Origin of the sequence: Paenibacillus protaetiae, from assembly GCF_004135365.1 — a bacterium.
Taxonomy (GTDB): domain Bacteria; phylum Bacillota; class Bacilli; order Paenibacillales; family Paenibacillaceae; genus Paenibacillus_AP; species Paenibacillus_AP protaetiae.
The window spans coordinates 3,585,174-3,608,130 of sequence record NZ_CP035492.1 but is presented as its reverse complement, the minus strand read 5'-3'; the positions used below and the strand labels follow the sequence as shown (position 1 = coordinate 3,608,130).

Genomic DNA, 22,957 nt, shown 5'->3' with positions numbered 1-22,957 from the left:
TTCCTTGTTATTATCTTTATGTATGATTGTCAAAGACGAAGAAAACGTACTTGACCGCTGCTTGTCCAGTGTCAAGGAAATTGCAGATGAAATTATTATTATAGATACCGGATCCACAGATTCGACCAAAGAAATTGCTTCAAAATATACAAGCCAAATCTATGATTTTAAGTGGATCGGCGACTTTTCGGCAGCTCGTAATGAAGGAATCCGCAAAGCAAACGGTAAGTGGATTCTGGTCTTAGACGCAGATGAATATTTTGACCGTACAGACGTACTTGCCCTTCGATCGTTTCTGGAGCAGCAAATTCCACAGGCTAACCGTATCTTTACCATTGATATTTTGAACTTTGTCGGAAGCTCCCTTGCGGAGAGCACCATTTCCAGCGCCAAAGTTTCGCGCATCTTTCCTAATCGCTTTAATATTTATTACCACCGCCCCATTCATGAACAGCTGATCTCCGAACAAGGGCATCATTTGGAGTCTGCTGATTGTCCAGTTCCGCTGTATCATACCGGTTATTTGGAGAACGTCCTGGAAAAGAAGGACAAGCACGCGCGTAACATTAATATCTTTCAGTCCATGAAACAAAATAAAAGCTACAGTGTCTATGACCTATTTACGGTTGGAAACGAATATGCCATGAAACTAGACATGGATAAAGCGATCTATTACTATAAACGATCCATTGACAAGGCGAACAAAAACCCCAATTATTTCGACAAGCCTTGGTATCAAAACTGTGTAGTTGCGCTTATTCGATGTTATTTGCAGACTGACAAGCTTAGCGATGCATGGGAGCTAATTGAAAGCCGGGTTTCCCGCTGGAGCAGTTATCCCGAATACGAATGCTTGAAAGGACTCGTTTATTATCAGCTTGGCTTCTACCGGCATGCCAAGCAGGCATTTGAAGAAGCACTTGCCATTGCAGAGAAAAATGCAGCGCAGAACAAAATGTTTTGGCTGATCAACGCTGATTACGGAGCTGGAATTCCACTGCACTATTTGCAGCGAATATCGTCCAAGGAAAATGATATTCAGCAGGAGACCTATTACCTGACCAAAATGTTAATGCAAAACCCAAGCCATTATGCGGCACTCAAGCAGCTGGCAGAACTGCTTTTGTTGTCGGAGCCAACGGAATCCATCATCCATTTTCTTCAGGAATTGCTTGGCAATGAAAGAAAACAGCATGCTGTACTGTACAAAATTGCTTTAAGCGTCGGTTCTAAAGAACTTTCTGCTCATTATGGCGAGCTTCTTCTTCAAGATGATGTACAAGTCCGGCCAATTGATCAATTGTTATACGGCTTGCTTCACAACGACAAATCGGCGTTTACGAACACTTTCCGGCAATATGCTGATAAACTGCCGCTGGATGATACATTGCTGCAATATAGCGCCGCAGCTTCGCTAGTTTGGCCGGACCATTCTTTTTTAAAGGAGCTTGCAGCGTTTGAAGGGGCAGAAGAGAACCCGCTGTTTCAGCTTTACGGCAAAATAATCGACGGCGAGCAAATTAGCTTTGAACCTGATTATCCTGTATCGGAGAAACTATTTGAACTATTAAGCTTCTGTTTTACGATAGGCTTATATGAGCTTTACGACGAGCTCGTCAATCGTTTTAACAGCTCCGAGGTCATTAACCATCTTGCAAACTTCTTTTATACAAAAAAGGAATATGATCTTGCCGGAAGTTATTATTCGTTGTTGCTCAATGAGCAGACAGCAAGCGCGATAAGCTGTGAAAATTTGGCGTTATACCATTTGAACCAAGGGCTGATTGAGGATGCACTCGGTTATTTGGAACTGGCCATCGGCCAATCGAAGGAAAAAGCCCGCTTGCATTTGCTTTACTTGCAGCATTGTTTAGACCCCGCCAAGAAGAAGGAAGCGTGGAGAAACTTCCAATTCGAGCATTCGCGCTATAACAAACTGCCATTTGTAAAATCACTGGCCGTCTCCTAGCGCCGAAAGAAAGAGCATCGTCCATAAGGATGATGCTCTTTCTTTTGGCGCAAGTCCGCTCCAGCGCAATCATTTACTTCAGCAGCTTGCTCCTCGTTTCCAAAACAGCCGCAATGACATCGTGGACGTCGTTATCCGTCATTGCCGGGAACACCGGCAGCGTCATTGCCTGCTTATAATAGCGTTCCGCTTGTTCACACAACTCATTGCCATAACCCAGCTCCTGGTAATAAGGCTGCTTATAGACCGGGATGTAGTGAACGTGAACGCCGATATTCCGGCTTCTCAGCTCATCAAAGGCATGGTTTCTCCCTCCGTTGATGAACGCTTCATCCCAGCGAAGCACATACAAGTGCCAGCTCGAATCAGCCAGCGGATGCTGTCTGGGCGTTATGATTCCTTCATAACCGCCAAACGCTTCCGTATAAGCGGCTGCAATTTCTTTTCTGCGCTGGACAAACCGGTCCAGCTTATCCATCTGCGATGCGCCTAGCGCCGCCTGCAGATCCGTCATCCGGTAATTGTACCCCAGCGTAACCATTTCATAATACCAAGGCCCATCGTTGCGCTGCATAAGCTTCTCGTCACGGGTCATGCCATGGCTGCGAAAAAGCTGCAGCTTGCGGTAATAGGCCTCGTTGTCGGTTACAATTATGCCGCCTTCGCCGGATGTCACATGCTTAACCGGATGAAAGCTGAACATGGTCATGTCGGCAATGCTGCCGATCCTGCGTCCGTTGAACGAAGCGCCTAGCGAATGAGCCGCGTCTTGAATTACCACCAGTCCCGCTTCCTGCGCAATGTTCATGATCCGCTCGATATCGGCCGGCTGGCCGGTAAAATCGACCGGTATAATCGCTTTGGTCCGGCTCGTTATAAGCCGGCTGACTTGATCTGGATCAATATTGTAGGTTTCGCCGTCAATATCGGCAAATACCGGTGTCGCTCCCATATATAGCGCACAGTTGCTGCTGGCAAGAAAGGTGATTGGCGTTGTAATGACTTCGTCCCCGGTCTGAATACCCGCCGCATAACAAGCGCCGTGCAAGGCAGCCGTTCCATTGGAGAAAGCAACGGCATACCGGACACCCGCGTATTCGGCGACCTTGGCTTCAAACCGTTCGATGGCAGGGCCTTGCGTAATGAAATCACCCTTCAGCACATCCACGACAGCCTGTATGTCTTCTTCGTCAATCCATTGCTTTCCGTATGGTAAATATGTGTCTCTGGCAGCCATCATACGGTTCATGGCAGATGCCTCCTTCTCCGGTCGGGATATCAGATCAAATCCGTTGACATGATCCAGCGTTCCGTTCTAGCAATGCCTTCTTCCAGCGATACTTGCGGCTCCCAGCCCAGCAGCTGCTTCGCTTTCGCCGAATTGCAGAGCAGCTTCTGAATTTCGCTTTGCGGATGGATATGCTCCACATGCTTGATGCGGGCTTCGTCACCGGCGATAAGCTTCGCCAGCTCATTAACGCTAATGTCCCGGCCCAATCCGGCATTTACAATCTTGCCGTTCACTGCATCCGAGAATCCCGCTTCAACCACAAAGCGGGCGCAGTCCTCTACATACAGCAGATCGCGCGTTTGCGTACCTTCCCCGTAAATGTTAAGGTCTTTGCCGGCCAGCTTGTTTTTAATAAAAATCGCAACGACGCCGCCTTCGCCGCCCGTCTTCTGGAAGGGGCCGTATGTATTAAACGGCCGGATTACAACCGTAGGCAGTCCGTAGGCGTAATAATAGGACAACACCATGTTTTCGGCCGCGATTTTGGAGCCTGCATACGGCGAAGCCGGTTTAATGGGATGGCTTTCCGTAATGCCCGTCTCATCCGTACAGCGGTCGTATACCATGCAGGTGCTCATAAAAACAACCTTTACCTGGTGCTTGCGCGCTTGTTCCATGACATAGAACGTGCCTACCGTATCGTTATTAAAAGTTGTGCGGGGATCATCAATTGAGTCCTGCACGTTAATCGAAGCTCCGAGATGATAACAGATGTCGAATGCATGCGCAGTGAACAGCCCGTCCAGCAGCTGCTCGTCCAGGATGGAGCCCTGTATAAACCCTTTAAAGCCGGCATGTCCCCGGAATTCCTCAATGTTGGCTTCTCGCCCATTGGATAAATCGTCAAGTATCCATACGGCATGCCCTTCATCCAGCAGACGCTTGGCTACCCAGCGTCCAATAAAACCGGCTCCGCCGGTGAGCAATATGTTCATGTTGTCTCCTCCTGTCAGCCTAACAAGTCCCAAGATACAGGCGTGCCTTTCTTGATATCGCGTTTTGCTTGTTTTCCAATGATTTGATCCAAATGTTTTGGCGGCAGGCCAAAGCCAGGGCGGATTGCTCTTACATTCTCATAAGTGAATGTCTCGCCTTCACGAATATTTTCACTGACATATAACGATCTGCGGAACTTTAACGAAGGCTTCTCCTTCTCTGTCGGACCGTACGATACCTTGCCGATGGCTTGCCATGCCCGCTCCGTTTCCTCCACCAGCGCTTTCATCTCATGCGGCTCCATCGAAAAAGCCGAATCCACCCCGCCGTCCGCTCGGGATAATGTAAAATGCTTTTCAATAACGGAAGCGCCTAACACAACGCTTGCAACCGATACACCAACCCCCATCGTATGGTCAGAGAGCCCCACTTCCACATTAAACATTTCCTTCAAATGAGGAATGGTTAATAGATTCGTGCTCTCCGGGGTAGCAGGGTACGTGCTTGTGCATTTCAGCAGGCAAATATGCGGGCAGCCCGCCTCCCTCGCTGCTTTAACCGTCTCCTCCAGTTCAGCGACGGAAGCCATGCCGGTCGAAATGATGATCGGTTTGCCTGTAGAGGCAATTTTCCGGATCAGCGGGATATCCGTGTTTTCGAAGGAAGCTACTTTATAGCAGGGAACATCCAGGCTTTCCAGAAAATCGACAGCCGTTTCATCAAACGGCGTACTGAATGCCAGCAGCCCAAGTTCCTTGCAGCGCTTGAAGATCGGCTCATGCCACTCCCATGGCGTATGCGCTTCTTCATATAGATCATACAACGAGCTTCCTTTCCATAGGCTGGAAGGATCCTCGATATAAAAATCTCCTTCATGAATATCCAGCGTCATCGTTTTGGCCGTGTAGGTTTGGAGCTTTAAAGCATGAGCGCCGCTTCTAGCCGCAGCCTCCACAATTTCCAAAGCCCGCTCCAGCGACTGGTTATGATTGCCGGACATCTCCGCAATAATAAATGGCGGATGATCCGCGCCGATCAAACGGCCCCCGATTGCAAATTCGTTCATTAAGCTCGCTCCTTTATTCATTTGGTTACGATGACAATATAGTCCGAATTATATTGTTCCAGGGAACCCATCGACATCTCGGATATCCCTATTTGCATGGAAGCAAACGGCCGGAACAGCCGGTGAATTTCTTCTACGGTGAAAAAATGCATCACCATACCTTCTTCATTCGTAAAGTTATCCGTTAATTGATAGGTATGCTCCTCTACTGCCGTTCCTTTGCCATACCTCATGTCATGAATGCTGCGCACAACAATAATGGCTTTGCCGCCCGGCTTCAGAACGCGGTGAATTTCGCCAATCGCCTTCTGAATATCATCAGCATTCAAATACAGCAGAACACCATGGCATATCACGCCGTCAAGCGAAGCATCGCTGTAAGGCAGCTCCGTCAAGCTCCCCTGCTGCAAATCCGCTTTGTTCCGGTATGGCGCAGCAATCCCTGTTAAGTAATCAATGCTTTCGCGGGAAATATCCATCCCCGAAACCCGAAAGCCCTCATTCAATAAAAATAAGACATGACGGCCAGAGCCGCAGCCCAGGTCTGCAATATGGAAGTTTTCCGGGCTGCCTTTGAAGCTGGATTTTATAAAGCGGATCACTTGCTCGCTTGGATATTTGAGTCTTAAATTTTCATTGCGGTGCAGAACATCCCACTTCTGTTCTTGCTGCTGAAGATACATCCGGCTATCATCCCTTCCCTCTACTTGGTGACCGTTACAAGAAAATCGGCATCACATTCCGTTAAGGAAGCAAATCCTTCTTTTAAGAATCCGATGGAAAGGTCGGAAAATCCGCTAAATAGGACAGCCAGTTCCTGCTCGCTGAAAAAATGAATGGTCATGCCCAGTTCATTGGAGAAATCGCTGTCCATCCGGAACGTATTCGTCTCGATTTCCACGCCTTTGCCGTACCGCTTATCATCCGTTCGGCGAATGACAAAAAACGCTTTGCCGCCCGGCTTCAGCACGCGGTGAATCTCTTGAACCGCCCGTCGGATGTCTTCCGTCGTAAAATAATAAAGAACCGAAACGGATATGATCCCGTCAAAGGAATCGGACTCAAACGGGAGCGACAATATAGATCCCGTCACTAAATCCGCATGCAGCCCAAAGGCTTGCAGCCGTTCGGCTGTATAGGCAATGCCTTCCGCGGAGAAATCAATTCCTGTCGTTTGATAGCCTTCATTAGCCAGAAATACGACATGACGACCCGTGCCGCAGCCCAAATCCAGCAGTTTTTGCTTGGCCGGCTGTTTGAAATTCGCTTTGACAAACCGAATAACCGGTTCACTGGGATAATTCAGTCTGAACTGGTTTTGGGCATGGAGCAATTCCCATTTTTCCTGATGCTCGGTTACATACATCCGTCAGCACTTCCTTTACATCAATTCAATAGCGGCAATAATGCGGTCCGTACCTTTGCCGTCAATCGTCCGCAATGCACGGCGGGATAACTCCAAGCGGGTCTCTGCACGCAGAAGCCGGTTCAGCTGCTTTGAAAAATGGCTAAGCGTACATGCCTCATGCAATCCGAGATTCATAATAGCCTGCTCTGCTTCAAAGCCCGCTGCTTCAGCCTGCTGTTCTTCATTCTGATTGATGGCCATAACCGGCGTGCCCAGCGAACAAGCCTCATATAACGTCATTCCGCCGGATATAATGGCGATATCCGTCTTGTACAGCCGTTCCGCCATATCGGATACACCGCGGAATACTTGAATGTGATGGCGGGACGACTCGATAAGACGAGCATCCAAAGGCTCGCTGTATGTTCCAAGAATGACATCAATATGAAAGATCTCTTCCATAGCACACCGGTTTAAATAATCAATAGCCAGCGGAGTAATGCGGCCAGGGTCGGTACCGCCAAAAGAAAGCAGCAGCCGGCGCGCCTCATGCGGAATAAAGCGTTCTCCCGCTTTCAGCTTCTGAAAGCGGTCGTCCAGTATAATGTACTCCGGCCCCAAATATACCGGCGTCTGATTGACAGATTGTCCGGCGTACTTAATGCTGCAGCAGACCATGGCATCATAACAATCCGAAGGAAGCCGTTCCTTAGCGTCATTAATGATCATAATCCGGATGCCGTTTAATCGCAGCTTCTGCAAAAAGTGTACGTCCAGCTTGTCAATGGGACCGTCAATTACAACCTTCTCCGGCTTTAATGCCATTAACTGCGGCAGCAGGCCGTCAAAGGAAGGAAATACCCCGTCAACCTTATGTAATTCAACATCCTGCTGCGGAACAACGGCGTACAGCTGCGGATCAGTGTCCGACAATGCTTGAAACCGCTGCTTTAAAACGGTGTTGCGTGCGTAATGCCCATCCCGATCGTTTTTCCAGCCATTACAATGAATGCGATTGCTGCTTTAGACATAAGCGGCACCAAGTATATGCGTCCGGGCGGCTTCAAAGCCGACATTCGCAATGAGATCCACGATCGACATATGGGAAATAAACTGCGCACTCATTTTTTGCGGATACGGGGATGGCTCATAATTCATATATTCAACGGCAATAGCCTCTTTGGCAAATAAACCTTCTTCTTCTATGTAGGCTCGCGAACCCGGTGCGCTTAAGTAGCTGTCAGCCTTCACGGTTTGGCAAATATGAATTAAATATTGCGATTTGCTTCCTTCGGCATTCAATTCGCTGCTTCTAAGAATAGGCGTAGCCATTTTCAAACTTGCATTGATTCGTTTAATTAGGTTCATGTTCAGCTCCGCAAGGCTTGTAACCGGGGCGCTGAGCTCTTGTGCTAGCAGCTCCAATATTTCCGCGCCATGCGCATGCTTCCCATAAGCATGCTGCAGCTTAAGAAGATGCTCCGACCGCCAGCCTTGCGTATCGTCAACCTGCACATCCATGATCCGTTGATCCCGTTTCCCTTTTGTCAGCACCGGAACCGTCAGCATCTGCTCCCGGCCCTGCAGCAAAATGCGATTGCGCTGCTGCCAGGATCTTTTGGCAAATTGGACATCATCCAAAAAAACAAACAAGTCTACCTCATTAATCATTCGAAAATAACCGGTCCACGGCAAATAAGTCGGCTGCATGATGGCACATTTCATATGGTATACGGACTCTCCTTGCTTACAGCAGAATGCGGGCGGCTTTTTGCTTCGGCGCTCCGCTACCGTGTTTTTTGCACGACATCTTTATTAATCGCTATTAACTCGGGATGATGCTGCAGCAATTGTGCAGCCCCCTCCCACGCATAACCTGCCTCATCACCCATCAGGCGATAAACTTCGCGAATGAACCGCCAGTCTTCTTCGGTATCCAGCGTCCAGCGGTAATGCGAGGCGTCAAAATCATGTTGCACGCTGTGCAGTTTGAATTTTGCCCCCTGCTCGTACAGATACGGCGTCACATGCTCCCGGAAGTACGGCTCCTCTGCGTTCAAATAAGCATCTTCCAAAGCACTCATCGTAAAAGCTTCAACATCCAGCCCTCGCGGATAGGTTCGGGTTAAATCATTGCTGCAGTAATCGGCTCCGCTCTCGATAAGCGTTGTAATAACCCGGTCGCATAAAGACGGATCAAGCAAAGGACAGTCCGAAGTTACGCGTACAACGATGGTCGCCTCATGCTGCACAGCCGCATGATAATATCTTCCGAGCACATCCTGCTCGCTTCCGCGAAAGAAAGGGATGCCAAGCCGGTTGCATTCGGCTGCAATGGCATCATCCGCAGGCTCTACGGTGGTGGCCACAATAATCTGATCCGCCTGCTGAATGCTGCGGCAGCGCTCCACAACATGCTGCAGCACAGTTCGCCCTTCCAGTTCAAGCAAAACCTTTCCAGGAAGACGGCTTGATCCCATTCGCGCTTGAATAATTACAATATTCATAGCTATATCTCCAGTTATATTAAATGTTTTCTACGATAGAGAAGCGTGCAGTTCTCTTGGCTGCTATTAACTCATTGTCCAGCAGCATCTGTCTGACCTGCGTTTTGGATAAACAGGTTTGATTATGAGAACTGTAGCTTTGCACAGCAGCGGGCTTGCCGCCGGTATATTGAGGTTGGCTTACGAACTGATTCAGGATGACAAACATCTTGTCCAGCTCAATGGCATGAGCCGCTTCTTCCTCTGTCATCAATTCCTCGTACATTTTTTCTCCTGGACGCAGTCCAATCTCTTCAATGCGAATAGAGGAGGGTTTGGCTCCTGTTCCTTTAACCGTTTCTTCGATCACGCACTCTGCCAAGTCACGCAGCTGGATCACCGGCATCTTCAGAACAAAAACTTCTCCGCCCTGTGAAAGTTTCATGGCCTGTATTGTCAGCTCAGTAGCTTCGTGTTTCGTCATCATAAACCGGCTCATCTCATTATTTGTAACCGTAATCCGCCCTTGTTCTCTGATTTGTTGTTGAAACAAAGGAATAACCGACCCGCGCGAGCCCATCACATTGCCGAATCTGACAGCGGAAAAGATCGTTTTGCTTGAGCTGCCATAATATTGCGCGGCGGAAATAAGCCTCTCCGCCATCAGCTTGGAGGCGCCGTATGTATTAGTCGGGGCGATAGCTTTATCTGTGCTTGTAAACACGGTTTTAGACACGCCGCAATCAATTGAAGCCTGAATGACATTTTGAGTGCCCAAAATATTGGTCTGCACCGCTTCAAACGGATTATATTCACATGACGGGACATGCTTCATTGCCGCACAGTGGAACACATAATCGATGTCCTGCATGGCGCGTTTTACCCGTTCATAATCACGTACATCGCCAATTAAATAACGAATGTTAGGATAATCCCGATACTGCTGCTGCATTTCGAATTGCTTAAATTCGTCGCGGCTTAAAATGCGAACAACCTGCGGGTTATCCTTTAAAATCGCCGCCAGCAGGGATTGCCCGATCGTACCTGTTCCGCCGATGATCAGCACTTTTTTGTTTTCAAAAAAACGGCTCATCCCTGATTCTCCCTCTCTCCGTAGCAAACACGTACCCTAGCTCTATACCTTATATCGGATTTATTGTGCGATAAAATAAGATAAGCCGCCAGGATTCACCCCTGGCGGCCTAGTCCATTTTATTCCAACTTCGTTTGGAGACGGCTTAAGCCTCCAAACGCCTGCAGATTTCTAAGACGATATCGGAAAGCGGTCCCCAGCTGTCCATCATTTCATGAACAAGCGGTTTCATCCGCTCCGAATAAAATCGGGCCTGGTCGGGGATTGTCGCTGCATGCTTCAGTTCTGGCAGGCTGACTTCGTATTGTTTGATCGAGCTTCTGCAAGCCCGCAAATAAAGCGTCTGAAACGGATCGCCGGCCGTAACCCTCTCCCAAATCTCGTCAATCCTGTCCATGTATTCATTACACTGATCCAGCCGGCTCTTCTCTGTCTGCTCCAGCAGCCCGATCGTTTGAATCAGCAATGCCAGGTCCGTCCGGGTGTCCGCCATTTGGCCAAGCAAGCCGGCGATTTTCCCGGTTATCTGTTTTATCCGCTCCCGGTCATAATGCTCCAGCCCGGCCAGCTTTCGTCCCCATTCATTCTCGTCAAAAACAACGCCTTGCTCCTGCAGCTTTGCAAGCACAGCTTCCATCGGCATCCATTCGCAATGACGGATTCGTGCGCCAAGACTGGAGGTATTCACAAAACGTATGTCAGGAAATGTTCCAATCAGCTCTTCCATATTGTACAAGGTTGCCTGCAGACGCGCATCAATGCGGTTAACCCCGCCCTTCACATTGGGCACGGTCCTATCGGCTTCAGCGATAAGCCCCATCGCGACTTCCGCAGAAACATGCTCTGCACCTGCCGCGTAAATCGCATTGGACGGATAGGACAAGTCTTGCCCGGCCAATACAATTTCCGCTGCCCCCATAAAAGCTGCCACCTGAATAGCTGTTCCCGAAACCGAATAGGTGCTTTGAAAGTAGTCCGGATTGTTTTGCACATCCATTAAATATTCAATTGCAGAGTCGCCTTTGATAAAAAAGTGATATAAGCCGCTTGGTTTGCTTTCTATAATCCGGTGTTCAATCATCGGAGCAAAAAACAATGGAATCCCGTTTAAATCCAAGCGTTCAAAAGCTTTATAATTGTATTCCGTACCATCTATCGAAATAACGGCATGCGGCTGAATACCGTGATGCAGCAGCGATTGAATGGTCGAGCCTGCCGCAATGATCATTGCATGTTCTCGCAGCCGGCGCAGACATTCAATATCCGCCTCTAAAGAAGGGCCAGCGCCAACCACAACGGCGGTTATACCTTGAAATTGGTTCTGGAGCCCTGCGATAGGCGGCGTATCCAATACCGGCTTCACATTATACAAGCTGTTCCGAGTCCACTCCATGCCAAACCGTTTATAGTTGTAGATGAAATTGATATGATGTAATGCTTTCATCTGGGCCTGCTCTACAAACCATTGCGCCCCTTGCCGGTCCAGGCGTTCATACAGCGGAACAACCGCTGTTCTCGGTTCGCCGTCGCTTTCAGCAAAAAGCTTGATCAACTCTTCAAGATTTGCACAGCCGGAACCGGCGCTAAATGCTTTGAGACGCGGCGATAAAATCAATCCCGTCAAGTCGACTGCCCGCAGCGCCGCTGCCAGCACATCCATCCGAGGTTCATAAATATACAAATCATGATCGGGAAACCTGCCCGCATAACTAAGCGCATGATACCCGAAACCAAATCCGTACAAGGCCATCTTTACCGCAGCAGCATGTACAGCCTGAAAGCTGCTTGCCCAACGTTCGGTTTCCCGCAGCGGATTCAGACGGCTGTAGCCGCTCAGCTGCCTGCCCTCCTCCCGCAAAGCAAAGACGGGAATCCAGTTTTCGCTGTATTCGGTTTGTACCGCGTTGCCTGCTGCAGCTTCACGAACAGCGGCATAAAGAGCCGGGAATCGCTGCGCTAATGCTTTCATGTTCGCTGCATATCGCTGCTCCTTAACCGCTTCGCTGTCGCCAAGCTCACGGGCAATTCGCTGAAAAACCGGCACAAGCTCGTACAGCAGGCAATCGCCGGCACCGATATAATCTTCCTGGTCCATTCGTTGATTCAAGATGCCGAAATAGCCTTCAATCTCACTCATGGTGCGGTCGAAGCTTGCTTGGCGCAGCAATCCGTATTGAACTGCTTGCTCTCCTACGCTGCTTAAAGTTTTGTACAAATCATCAATACCTTCAACCACTTCTCCGAGCCGCTGCCAGCTTTGCTCCGTCATGGCATCGTGAAGCAAATCGCTTAAAGCTGTGCATGCCTCCACTAGATTCGGTAAAAACGGCCGTATGGCTTCCATAATCTGTAATGTTTCTTCTTGCAGCCTTTTATTTTCCAATCTTTTTATCCTCCTGCACAGTTCCAGCAAATGCTTCCTGCACTCTTCGTTTACATTCTTCCGTTATCGCGAGCAATTCAGGCGTGCGTTCCAGCATGGCTTGAATTAGCGGCTGAAAAATTTCTTTAGCAAGCTCCGCTTTTTTAAGCATTTGCTCCTCGTGAAGCAGTTCAGGCAAATCCCGCTCAAATTGGCTGAATTCATTTCGGAACAGCAGGAAGTATACGGACATAAACGCAGGAGAGCTCACGACCTGTCCCCATAACACATCCATTTCTGCGAATAGCTCTCGGCATTTCTGTTCATTCGTACTGCCAAGCGAAAGCGTCTGCTTCAAAGAATTCAAAATACGCTCCAAATGATGCTGGCAATCCTTGACGTTCTGGGGAAGCTGCGCAGCTTTGGCAGCTATTTGGGCAACCCGCTCCTCATCGTACAGCTGCAAGCTGCCCAGCTCGCGTAAAAATAGCGCAAAGTCGAAAGAAGACTCCCCTAGCTGCTCAACCACGTCGCGCATCGGCAGCCAAACGGTGTGCTTAATTTTGGCGCCCATGCTTGATGTATTCATAAACTCGATGTCCGGGTGCTCAGCCAGCAAGTCTTCGATATCGGCAAGCGTTGTGCGCATTCCGTTATTCGTACGGTTAAAAGTTCCGTTGACATTCTCGATCGTAAGCTGAGCATGATCAATCAGCGATGAAAGAATTTCTTCACTGGCATGGCGGGCTCCCGGCGCATAAAATTGGTCGTTCGGATATGACAAATCCTGTCCGGTAAATACAATTCGTTTGCAGCCCATATATATCGCGGCTTGAATAGCCGTGCCGGTCACGGAATGGTTTGGAGTAAATATAACGTCCTCATCCGTCCACTCCATCATGTGCCTGGTTGCAGCATCATTCGAGAAGTGAACATGGATCAGCCGCTCCGGCTTTTCGTCGATAATACGGTATTTAATCATCGGCGTATACAGCAGCGGTATATGCTGATAGTTAAGCCCCTTAAAGGCCGCATAATTGGGTTCGCCGCCATCCATCGAAACAATGAGATGCGGCTCTATCCCATAATGCAGCAGAGATTGAATCGACGAGCCTGCCGCAATAATAAAAGCATGATCCTTTAATGCTCTTAACGACTCAATATCGGCTTCCAGAGAAGGACCAGCGCCTACAATAACGGCAGTAACCCCGTTCAGCTTATGCTTCAACCCTTTAATGGACGGCGTTGTTAAAGTCGCCTTCAAGTTGTACAAGCTGTTTGTCAGCCACTCCAGTCCAAACCGCTTATACGTTTTTAACCCGCTGTAATAATTAAATATTGCATACTGCGCGTCCTTGGCAAATTGGCTGGCTTCCGCAGCATAAAGCCGATTGTATACAGGCAAAGCCAACAGAGCCGGCTCGCCCTTCAAATATTTCAAAAACCGGAAAAACATCCTGTCCCGTTCGGCCTTCCCGCTTCCCACGACTAAATCGGCAAGGTCTATGCTCTGGCACAGCTGCTCAAGCTCAACCACTTGCATGGCCGTCCGAAACAATACGGTATCTGGCTCATACACCGACAAACGGCGATGCGGGTAAGTCTGTGCATAAGCCTGCAGATGATAACCTAAACCAAAGCCATAGAACAAGGCACTGGTATGGGCATCCCCGTCCGGCAAGGTGTTTAACCAAAGCTTTACTTCACGGGCTGTATTGTAGCGGCTGTACAAAAAAACAGCTGCGTCGTTTGCAGCAACCCTTACATTCGGTGTTCCATCATGGTTATAGCTGATTTGGTAGTGCCCGAATTCCGAATCATCCGGTATACATCCGTTGACTTCGGCGTATACGGCAGGAAAACGCTGCTCCAAAAACCGCATATTCCGTTCAAAGCGGCTGTTGCAATCGGCGGCACTTTCACCCAGCTGATTGTACAATCGGCGAAAAAACGGAATAAACTCGCCGTAAATGGAATCGCTGACGCCGGTATAGTCCTCTTGATCGACATAATCGTTTAAACGTTGAAAATGCCGCTCCAACTGAGCAGCCGCTTCCTGTATATCCTTCTGCAGAACGGAATAAGCGGTCGGTTGACCAAGCTCTGAGGATACTGTATTTAATGTCCTGTACAAATCGTCAATACCTTCTACAATTTCTCCGAATTGCTGCCAAGTATTATCGTCAGGGGTTGAATAGAACATCGGCTCCACAACTTCACATGCAGCAATAAGATCCGGCAAAAAATGTTTGATATCCATCAGAATGGCGTTTATGCCTTCTTGCAGCGATTTCTGCTCCATAGATTAGATCTGCCCCCTTGCTTCTTATCTCTTTATATCGGTTAGCCGGCAGCGCATTGTAAGTTCCTTATACTTCCATACGCAAAAGCCGCTGGAGTCATTTCTCCAGCGGCTTTCTTGGTTACTTGCGTCTGTCTACAAAAAAGCTTCCATAATCATAAGCCTTCTCGTACACCTGCTTTTGCATGCGGGTTTTTCGGATTTTCTGTATTTGATTCGAAGCCTCATCCCGCAGCTGCTGCATGCGTTCCACGATTACCGCGTCAAACTCGCCGATTTGCTGCAGCATTCGTTTCTCGTCTTCGGTTAATACCGTCTGTTCCTGTGCATAACGTAAAACCTGGTCCCTCAATTCGATTAAAGCAATCAACGATTCAGGCTCTGCCTGGCCAAGGCCGGATACGGTTTCTTGTGTGCTGTCCCATAGCTGATGGATAAGTTCCGACATTATACAGAGCTCGCTTCCAGCGGGGATTGTCCGGCTCCCGCCGACCCTTTAATGATTTGCTTCCAAGATTCGCGCATGTCTGCCAAATGATTCAAAATCTCGACCGCAGGCTGAACTTCCTTCTTCAAATTGGCTTCAATGAGACGATGCAGCCAATACTCATAAATTTGAGCCAAGTCTTTGGAGATCTCATAGCTATGATTCAAGGAGGCTGTCAGCTCATGAATGATCGCTTGCGCCTTCTTTAAGTTGGTGTTGGCCATATCATATTTTCCGGCTGTAATGCCTTCAATCCCCAGCTTCGTAAACCGGATTGCTCCGTCGTATAACATCAGAATCAACTGGCCCGGATTAGCCGTTTGGACGGAAGCCTGCTGATAACGTTGTAATGGCGAGTTCAACAAATCATGTCACTCCTTTAGCTTAATAACCCTGCAAGTGAAGAAGACTGGCTGTTAAAGTTGTTAATGGCGGTTTCCATTGCGGAAAATTGCTTATAGTACTGGTCTTCCATATCGTTCAGACGATCCAGCATGCTTGACTCGCTGGATTTCATGTCGCGAATCTGATCGCTGAGCAATGAATTTTCCAGGAATGCCGCCGTAGCATCCGAGCTGGTAAGTGATGTACCCGCAATAGTAGACATGCTGGTCAATGCGTTCATCGTGGACGTTTGCAGTTTTGCAAATACGCCAGAGGTCGCGCTGCCCGGCGATGTATCGCTGCTTTTGGCCGTAAACAAATTGATTACTTCATCCGGATTGGATTCCAGTGCTTCACGCAGCTTGCTTTCGTCCAGTACCAGCTTGCCTTTTTCCGTATAGCTGCCCGTTGTAATACCAATCGAAATCGGATTGCCGTTGGCATCTTTAATGCCGGCAATCAAACCGGTATTAGCAGTACGCATTTCCGATACAAGCATGCTGAGCGTGCTGTCATTATGCAGCGAGCCGCTGCGCGCTTTGTCCTGCCACATCTTGATGTCATCGTCGGACATTTCTTTTTTCTCATCGTCGCTAAGCGGGCTGTAATCCCGGTTAACGGTTTCATCAAGCTCGGAATTAATCGCACTGATAAGATTGTTGTATTCGGTGACATACGATTTGATCGTATCGACGATTTTATCGGTATCCTGCTTCGCCGTGATCGTTGTTCCACCTGAAGCCGATACATTTTTAGCCGTAAAATCAAACCCGTTAACCGAAAACTTGTTGCTGGACTGCGTATAAGTAATGCCATTAACCGTAACAACAGCGTCTTGCCCATTTACAGGTGCTGAAGCCGTTCCTTTGTTGGCAAACTTCGCATCCAGATTCAGTTTGTTAGCCCCTGTCTCAGTGGCTGAAAGGGAGAACTGGCCCGACGCTTCATCGTAAAGCGCAGTCGCTTTTAATTTGTTCGCACTGGAGTTAATGGCACTGGCAAGATCAGCCAAGTGAAGCGTCTTATCGACTGATACTGTTTGATTATTAATCGTTACTTGAACATTATTCGCGTTAAGCGGGTCTGTTGTAAATCCAAGGTCTGCTAGGCTGGCTGTTTTATCAGTTGCTGAATAGGTATAGATCTGATTGCCGCTAGTCGCAACCTTCTGCACATTTACGTTCAGCGATCCTGCAGCGGCTGACGCAGTGGCATTAATGGAGATCGCGTTGGTATCGCCGCTTAACTCGGACGTTTTCGCGCTGATGGCGCTGGACAAATTAAACGATGCCAGCTTATTGTTACGGAAGTCTACAATTTTGGATGCCATCGTACGATAATCTTCCTGCTGCCATTCTACCTTGGTCCTCTTTTTGACCATATTGTCATAGGTCGTCCGCTGTGCCTTCATAATTTGCTGGACCAAGCTGTCCACATCGAGACCGGAAGCCATCCCTGTTATTCGTACGGTCATATCTGCTTGCCTCCCTTACACCTTCTTGTCAATCATCATGCCGTTTAATTCCATTAGCTTCGCTGCCATATCGAGCAGTTTTTCCTCTGGAATTTCCCGCAAAATTTTGCCTGTCTCTTTATCTTTCACCTTATAAATAATATGATTGGTTCCTTCATGGACCGACCGTTCCACGGTTGTATCCGGCCCTTGAAGCGATTGAATGAACTTGCTCGCATCTTTGCCTTGCTGCGAATCGTTGTTCGAACCGGATGCCGTGTCTTTATCCGCCAGCGCTTCCGTTCCTCTTGCCATTTCCTTTGTTGCAGGCGGGTTAGCCGCATAGCGGTCTGGAGGATAACCTCCCGCATTGTTTATCGATGAAATATTCATCGTCATGATTCCACCTCATTCAGTGTCATCTATTTTATCTATCGGTAATTAAATAGGATATTATTAGCCGCATTTGGCGCGAGAGGATATAAAAAAAGAGGCCTCAGATAATCTAAGGCCTCTTCTTTTGGAAATGCTACTATTGAAGCAGGGACAATACGCCTTGAGGCTGGGAGTTTGCCTGAGCCAACATTGCTTGCGAAGCTTGAAGCAGGATGTTGTTTTTCGTAAGGTTAACCATCTCCGACGCCATATCGGTATCACGTATACGCGATTCGGAAGCGCTCAGGTTTTCAGTAGTCGTACCCAGGTTGTTGGACGTATATTCCAGACGGTTTTGAACCGCACCCAGTTTCGCGCGTTCAGTCGATACAGCCGTGATAGCTGTTTCAACGTCAGTAAGAGATTTAGCAGACGACAAACCAACGAAAGATGCAGTCGTGATCGAACCGATAGCGATTTGTTGCGAAGCATCGTCGGATTGGATCGTCGCGCCGGAAGTAATTGCGATACCGTTAAATTTCGTATCGGACATGATTTTGTCGATTTGCGAACCCAGTTGATCAAGCTCAAGGTTGATGTTCGATTTATCAGTGTCGCTGTAAGTGCCGTTCGCTTTTTGTACGTTCAGCTCTTTCATACGGGACAGCATGGAGCTAACTTCGTTCATTGCGCCCTCAGCCGTTTGTACGAAGGAAACGCCGTCTTGAACGTTCTTTTGAGCTTGTTGCAAGCCACGGATTTGACCGCGCATTTTTTCGGATACTGCCAGGCCAGCTGCATCGTCAGCCGCACGGTTGATACGAAGACCGGAAGACAGTTTTTCCATCGATTTGCCCGCAGCCGTGTTGTTCAGCGTCATGTTGCGGTGCGTGTTCATAGCTGTAATATTGTGGTTAATACGCATTGTAAAATTCCTCCCTGAATGGTTGTATAGTTCCCACATCCTTGTGGTAGCTGACTACAGGTCGGCCGCCCTTCATCAGCGCTATTACATATATCGACAGGGCGTTTCGTATAGTTTATAGAGATATTACAATTTTTTTATTGATTTAAATTGATTTTGCAGCTCCTCAACGGATACATGAACCTCAAGCGCATGCTTATTCGTATCGGCTACTACGTTATACAGCTCCTTGCGGAGCACATTCACCTGCTTAGGCGCTTGTATCCCGATCTTAACCGTTTCCGCGTTCACTTCCAGAATGACAATCTCGATGTCATCGCCGATCAGAAGCGACTCCCCTTTCTTTCTCCCTAATACAAGCATAATTCACTCTCCTATTCGCCGCCGGCACCTTTGGATTGAAACAGCCTCTGCTTAATGGAATATTTGGCGTCCTGTAAAATATATTGCTGCGCTTGACCCGTCTTCTTATTCATCACAATCGGAGCCGCGAGATTAGCGGTAGCATGCTCAAGAGATTCGCGGACGGTTACGACGTTCCACACCTCAACATCCTCTTTGGACTGAAGCCCCAGCTCATGAATAACCGATTCGCTTAAATCAAATTCATAATCGGGAAAAAAATCAAACGGCGAAACTAAAATAAAAGCAAGTTCCCCCGCTTCCGCCGATTGGAGAAACATAAACGGGCTTTCCTCCAGCAGCACCTTTATATAGCTTTTATATTCTTTAAAGCCGGGAATGCCGGCTTCAAAATAAATGCGGTCGTAGTCCGCCAGTTGAAGCTCGCCAAACCGCGTTGTTGTAATTGTAGACATCCTCTCGCCTCTTTCCGAAAAAAGCTGTAGCCGCTCAAACGCGTCTACAGCTTTCATCTTACTGAATTAAATCGTTAAATCCAAATTTTTAACCTCCACCGTTACGGACGGAGTTTGTTTCATATAAGTTTGCACGCCTCCGCGCTGGTAGCTGATCTGCGGCGGTGTAACAGAGGCTCCGCCTTCTATGCCGCCCGGTATGTAATGGACTTCCGGTTTTTTCAGAACAGCTTGAAAAGATACATTATCCGAGGAAGGCTCTGCCGTAACCCGAATCGGGGTTCGTTCCCTGAACATTTCCTGCTTCGCCACCGTTGCAATGGGATGACTGTCGCCGTCATGAAGATTGCCGATTTGCTCCCATTTGGCGTTTGTATTGCGGATGCCTTGCTGAACCAGACCCGGAAGCTGCGAATAAATGCGGTGATTCATCTCGCTCATGGAGCCGCCATTCATTGCCGCCCTTAATCTGGACTGATCCACCAGCACCACAGGCGGCGTGGAGTGAATATCCAGCTTGGCCGGTACCGTTGCCAAGTTAAGCTGCGCTTTTCCTTGGCGGATTTGAAACTTCCCGGGCTCTGTATGAAGGCCGATAACCGCATTTTGCGAATGGATATCCACGTATGGCAGCTTCATCGTTAGCGGATAAAGTCAATCAAACTGGTGGATAAAATTTTGGAGCCGACCGATAGAGAGGCTTCATACACCGTTTGAGCCGTCGTGGCGTCAATCAGCACCTGCTCCATGTCCGCGTCTTCCACATCGGATTGCATGCTGTTCAAGTTCAGCTCCAGGTTTTTCAGCCTGGATTGCATCAATTCGATCCGGTTCGTTCTGGCGCCGTTTAATGAACGGGCGTTGGAGATGCGTTCAGCAGCGCTATCAATATTGGTCAGCTGGCTGGATACATCCTCCGGCTTATTGCTCCCGAGCGCGGCGGTAATGTTATCAATAATGGAGAACAGATTATCCGATGCTCCTGCAGGGCCAAATAAATCGTTGCCCGAAATATTGACCGGGATCGTAACGCCCGAGCTGATCGTATATTTGACTTCCGACGCATTTGTCGTCACTGCGGACGCGTTAAAGGAAGGATCTGACGTATCGTACGGTTTATTTGTGAAATTTTCGCCGTTAAAAATATATTTGCCGTTCAGCTTGGAGTTGCCGATATCAATAAGCTGGTTTTTCAGCTGGTCCATTTCTTTTTGAATGGCGCCAAGAGCCGTTGCATCGTTAGTGCCGTTCGAGCCTTGAACAGCCAGCTCTTTAATCCGCTTCACGATATCTCCCGCTTCCCCCAGCGTGGAATCGGTCATGTCCATCCACGACAGCGCACTATTCGTGTTCGTCTGATACTGGTCGTTATAAGACAAATCCGAGCGGTAACGAAGCGCATAAGCAACCCCGGACGGATCATCCGAAGGTTTTGTCAGCCGGACGCCCGAAGACGACTGGTTTTGCAAATTGCTTAAACGATTCATGTTTTTATTCAAATTGCTCATCAGCTGCGTTTGCATGATGCCATTGGTCATACGAATTGCCATACGTGTTAAAACCCCTCTCCCGCAAAATTCGTTAAGGAACTAACCGGCTTACAGGCCAACAACGCCCGTTCCGTTGATCAGCTTATCAAGCATTTGATCAAGCGTCGTCATGAAACGCGAAGCCGCGCTATACGCCTGCTGGAACACGATCAGATTGCCCGCTTCCTCATCCAGCGATACGCCGCTTACGCCCTGGCGGGTCGCGTCTACGGAAGCCAGCATGGAATCGGTCGTTGCCATTTGGCGCTGCGCATCTTTACTCTTAACACCCACTCCGCTTACGGAAGATCCGTAATAATCGCCAATCGTGACTGGAGTCGTGCCGCCAAAAGCAAATTTGCCGTCGCTCAAATCGGCCACGAGAAGCGCTAGGCCATTGTTTCCTTTCATCGCCGTCAAATCGCCGGTTACGGGATCGGCTGCTGCGCTGAGCGAGGTGGCAATTTTGGACGGATCGTTTTTGATCACCGTATTCAGCTGGATGGAAGCCGCTGTAATGACCCCGTTTGGCGCGCTCGAGGTAAATATAGCTGCTCCCGGCTGCGCCGGATTATCGAAAGTAAAGCCGAGCTGGTGAAGGCCGTTGATGCCTTTTACCGTCACTTTAGTATCTGCAGCAAGCGTAGCCCCTTGATAGGTAGAGCCGGCAGGCAGCGTAACCTCAACATCGCCGTTGGCCAGCGTATTCGCAAGGTTGTCCAGGTCGTTCAAAAACCCTTGCAGATTGACGTCGCGGGATACGAACAAGCCTTGGACTTCTCCGCCGGACAAGTCGCCTTTCGCAAATGCGCTTCCCAAGCTGTCAGCCGTCACTTCGGATACTTTATCGCCTGTTACAAGATTGGAACCGGCAAAATCAATTTCATAGCCGTCCGACGTATCGGCCACCGTAATATTGCCCTGGCGGGCCAGCTGATCTACAAGCAGATCGCGCTGGTCACGCAAATCATTCGCGTCATTGCCGTTCGTTTCGAGTTTTTTGATTTGTGTATTTAAGGTAGCGATGGACTGCGCCATGGAGTTGATGTCCGAAGCAGCCGTCTGAATCTGATCGGTTACGCTGCTTTGCAAAGTTGTGATCTGGCTGCTCATCTGGTTAAACGTCTGCGCCAGCGTCTGCGCATATTCCGCCACAATGGTCCGGTTGCTTGCGCTTTCCGGATTGGCCGCCAAGTCGGACCATGATTTGAAAAAGTTTTGAATTTGCGAGCTTAGCCCTTTATCGGACGGTTCGCCGATAATATCTTCCAATTGGCTCAAATTGTTCGCTTGTACCGTCCAGGAGCCGTTCAGCGTATTTTGGTCACGGTATTGCTTGTCCAAATAGTTTTCACGGATCCGGGTAATGGAGGCCGCCTCAACCCCTTCGCCGAGCTGTCCGGCCATCGTTGTGCGGTTCATGCCGTATGCATCATAAGAGATCGCTTCCGTCATGTTGACCCGCTGCCTGGAATACCCTTCTGTTTTGGCATTGGCAATGTTATGGCCGGTTGTATTAATAGCAGCGAGCTGCGTCGTCAAGCTTCGTTTCGATGTTTCAATGCCATGGAATGTGGATGTCACATGAATTCCCCCGCTTTCACTTATTAATAGCGCTTATTGAATATTCCCATGCCGGGCCCTGGTGCCGTACGATTCAGCGGATGCTGATAAACGACGTTTTCGTTAGGATCCTCGACAAGCAAATCCAGCGAAAAACGGATAAAATCAAGCGACATCTCCATCATCTGCTTATTATTCTCGTTCACCAGCTTCAGCTCCTGAAGAGTCTCCCGCAAACGGTGATGAAGCTCCGTCAGCTCCTGCTTTTCTTTGGCATCCGTTACAACCTTGATCAGGTTGGAGAGCACGCCCGCACGAACGCGCGATAAGCCGTTCTGAACGACAATCCCTGCGGTAAGCCGGAGCCGTTCCTGCTCCAGACGCTGGGCTTCTATCGTCCATTTCCGTTCTTTGGCGGTAATCGCATTCAGCTCATTCATGTCATTGCGAATAATGGCAGGCGTCTTCTCCTTTTCCAAACCAAGCATCGTATCGTATAAATCGGCCTGCTGCTTTAAAATGTCGATAATCTCGCTTACCGGTGTCGTCAAGCTGTGTCCCTCCGATTGG

Annotated in this window: 23 protein-coding genes; 1 reads left to right on the top strand and 22 read right to left on the bottom strand. The window is 48.7% G+C overall.

Going from position 1 to position 22,957, the window contains the following annotated elements; all coding sequences use genetic code 11:
- Positions 1-4: 4 nt before the first annotated feature.
- On the top strand, positions 5-1,969 hold the full coding sequence (locus tag ET464_RS16640; RefSeq protein ID WP_129442897.1) for a tetratricopeptide repeat-containing glycosyltransferase family 2 protein: 1,965 nt from the start codon (positions 5-7) through the stop codon (positions 1,967-1,969).
- Between the two features lie 73 nt (positions 1,970-2,042).
- Here the strand turns inward: ET464_RS16640 and pseC are convergent, their stop codons facing one another.
- From pseC to ET464_RS16530, 22 genes are all read right to left on the bottom strand, one after another.
- Positions 2,043-3,218, bottom strand: coding sequence for a UDP-4-amino-4,6-dideoxy-N-acetyl-beta-L-altrosamine transaminase (gene pseC / locus ET464_RS16635; RefSeq protein ID WP_244226575.1), 1,176 nt, complete (start codon positions 3,216-3,218; stop codon positions 2,043-2,045).
- 29 nt (positions 3,219-3,247) lie between these two features.
- On the bottom strand, positions 3,248-4,195 hold the full coding sequence (locus ET464_RS16630; RefSeq protein ID WP_129442895.1) for a dTDP-glucose 4,6-dehydratase: 948 nt from the start codon (positions 4,193-4,195) through the stop codon (positions 3,248-3,250).
- 14 nt (positions 4,196-4,209) lie between these two features.
- Positions 4,210-5,262: a pseudaminic acid synthase gene (pseI, locus tag ET464_RS16625; protein ID WP_129442893.1), complete on the bottom strand. Its 1,053-nt coding sequence runs from the start codon at positions 5,260-5,262 to the stop codon at positions 4,210-4,212.
- A 17-nt stretch (positions 5,263-5,279) separates the two neighbouring features.
- On the bottom strand, positions 5,280-5,945 hold the full coding sequence (locus tag ET464_RS16620; protein ID WP_129442891.1) for a class I SAM-dependent methyltransferase: 666 nt from the start codon (positions 5,943-5,945) through the stop codon (positions 5,280-5,282).
- A 20-nt stretch (positions 5,946-5,965) separates the two neighbouring features.
- Complete coding sequence (locus tag ET464_RS16615) at positions 5,966-6,628, bottom strand: class I SAM-dependent methyltransferase (RefSeq protein WP_129442889.1); 663 nt, start codon at positions 6,626-6,628, stop codon at positions 5,966-5,968.
- Between the two features lie 15 nt (positions 6,629-6,643).
- A complete protein-coding gene (locus tag ET464_RS16610; protein WP_129442887.1) occupies positions 6,644-7,543 on the bottom strand; it encodes a hypothetical protein in 900 nt (299 codons plus the stop codon).
- Positions 7,544-7,633: 90 nt separating this feature from the next.
- Positions 7,634-8,335 carry a WbqC family protein gene (locus ET464_RS16605; RefSeq protein ID WP_129442885.1) on the bottom strand — a complete coding sequence of 234 codons (702 nt, stop codon included), beginning with the start codon at positions 8,333-8,335 and terminating at the stop codon, positions 7,634-7,636.
- 62 nt (positions 8,336-8,397) lie between these two features.
- A complete protein-coding gene (locus tag ET464_RS16600; RefSeq protein WP_129442883.1) occupies positions 8,398-9,117 on the bottom strand; it encodes a cytidylyltransferase domain-containing protein in 720 nt (239 codons plus the stop codon).
- Positions 9,118-9,136: 19 nt separating this feature from the next.
- A complete protein-coding gene (locus ET464_RS16595; RefSeq protein WP_129442881.1) occupies positions 9,137-10,189 on the bottom strand; it encodes a UDP-N-acetylglucosamine 4,6-dehydratase family protein in 1,053 nt (350 codons plus the stop codon).
- Positions 10,190-10,334: 145 nt separating this feature from the next.
- Entirely contained in the window at positions 10,335-12,572 is a 2,238-nt protein-coding gene (locus ET464_RS16590; RefSeq protein ID WP_129442879.1) for a motility associated factor glycosyltransferase family protein, read from the bottom strand.
- Positions 12,562-14,853: a motility associated factor glycosyltransferase family protein gene (locus tag ET464_RS16585; RefSeq protein ID WP_129442877.1), complete on the bottom strand. Its 2,292-nt coding sequence runs from the start codon at positions 14,851-14,853 to the stop codon at positions 12,562-12,564. The genes ET464_RS16590 and ET464_RS16585 overlap by 11 nt, the downstream gene beginning before the upstream one ends.
- A 121-nt stretch (positions 14,854-14,974) precedes the next feature.
- Positions 14,975-15,301 carry a flagellar protein FliT gene (fliT, locus tag ET464_RS16580; RefSeq protein WP_129442875.1) on the bottom strand — a complete coding sequence of 109 codons (327 nt, stop codon included), beginning with the start codon at positions 15,299-15,301 and terminating at the stop codon, positions 14,975-14,977.
- On the bottom strand, positions 15,301-15,702 hold the full coding sequence (fliS, locus tag ET464_RS16575) for a flagellar export chaperone FliS (RefSeq protein ID WP_341869710.1): 402 nt from the start codon (positions 15,700-15,702) through the stop codon (positions 15,301-15,303). The genes fliT and fliS overlap by 1 nt, the downstream gene beginning before the upstream one ends.
- 17 nt (positions 15,703-15,719) lie before the next feature.
- The gene (fliD, locus tag ET464_RS16570) at positions 15,720-17,198 is read right to left on the bottom strand and encodes a flagellar filament capping protein FliD (protein WP_129442871.1); all 1,479 of its coding nucleotides are present in this window, start codon (positions 17,196-17,198) and stop codon (positions 15,720-15,722) included.
- Between the two features lie 15 nt (positions 17,199-17,213).
- A complete protein-coding gene (locus ET464_RS16565; RefSeq protein ID WP_165280038.1) occupies positions 17,214-17,570 on the bottom strand; it encodes a flagellar protein FlaG in 357 nt (118 codons plus the stop codon).
- 139 nt (positions 17,571-17,709) lie between these two features.
- Entirely contained in the window at positions 17,710-18,477 is a 768-nt protein-coding gene (locus tag ET464_RS16560; protein ID WP_129442867.1) for a flagellin N-terminal helical domain-containing protein, read from the bottom strand.
- A 126-nt stretch (positions 18,478-18,603) separates the two neighbouring features.
- Entirely contained in the window at positions 18,604-18,840 is a 237-nt protein-coding gene (gene csrA, locus ET464_RS16555; RefSeq protein ID WP_129442865.1) for a carbon storage regulator CsrA, read from the bottom strand.
- Positions 18,841-18,851: 11 nt separating this feature from the next.
- The gene (gene fliW, locus ET464_RS16550) at positions 18,852-19,295 is read right to left on the bottom strand and encodes a flagellar assembly protein FliW (protein WP_165280037.1); all 444 of its coding nucleotides are present in this window, start codon (positions 19,293-19,295) and stop codon (positions 18,852-18,854) included.
- A 66-nt stretch (positions 19,296-19,361) separates the two neighbouring features.
- On the bottom strand, positions 19,362-19,919 hold the full coding sequence (locus ET464_RS16545) for a DUF6470 family protein (RefSeq protein ID WP_129442861.1): 558 nt from the start codon (positions 19,917-19,919) through the stop codon (positions 19,362-19,364).
- Between the two features lie 17 nt (positions 19,920-19,936).
- Entirely contained in the window at positions 19,937-20,845 is a 909-nt protein-coding gene (gene flgL / locus ET464_RS16540) for a flagellar hook-associated protein FlgL (RefSeq protein WP_129442859.1), read from the bottom strand.
- A gap of 48 nt (positions 20,846-20,893) precedes the next feature.
- Positions 20,894-22,408: a flagellar hook-associated protein FlgK gene (flgK, locus tag ET464_RS16535; RefSeq protein WP_129442856.1), complete on the bottom strand. Its 1,515-nt coding sequence runs from the start codon at positions 22,406-22,408 to the stop codon at positions 20,894-20,896.
- A 23-nt stretch (positions 22,409-22,431) separates the two neighbouring features.
- Positions 22,432-22,938: a flagellar protein FlgN gene (locus tag ET464_RS16530; RefSeq protein WP_129442854.1), complete on the bottom strand. Its 507-nt coding sequence runs from the start codon at positions 22,936-22,938 to the stop codon at positions 22,432-22,434.
- Positions 22,939-22,957 lie beyond the last annotated feature (19 nt).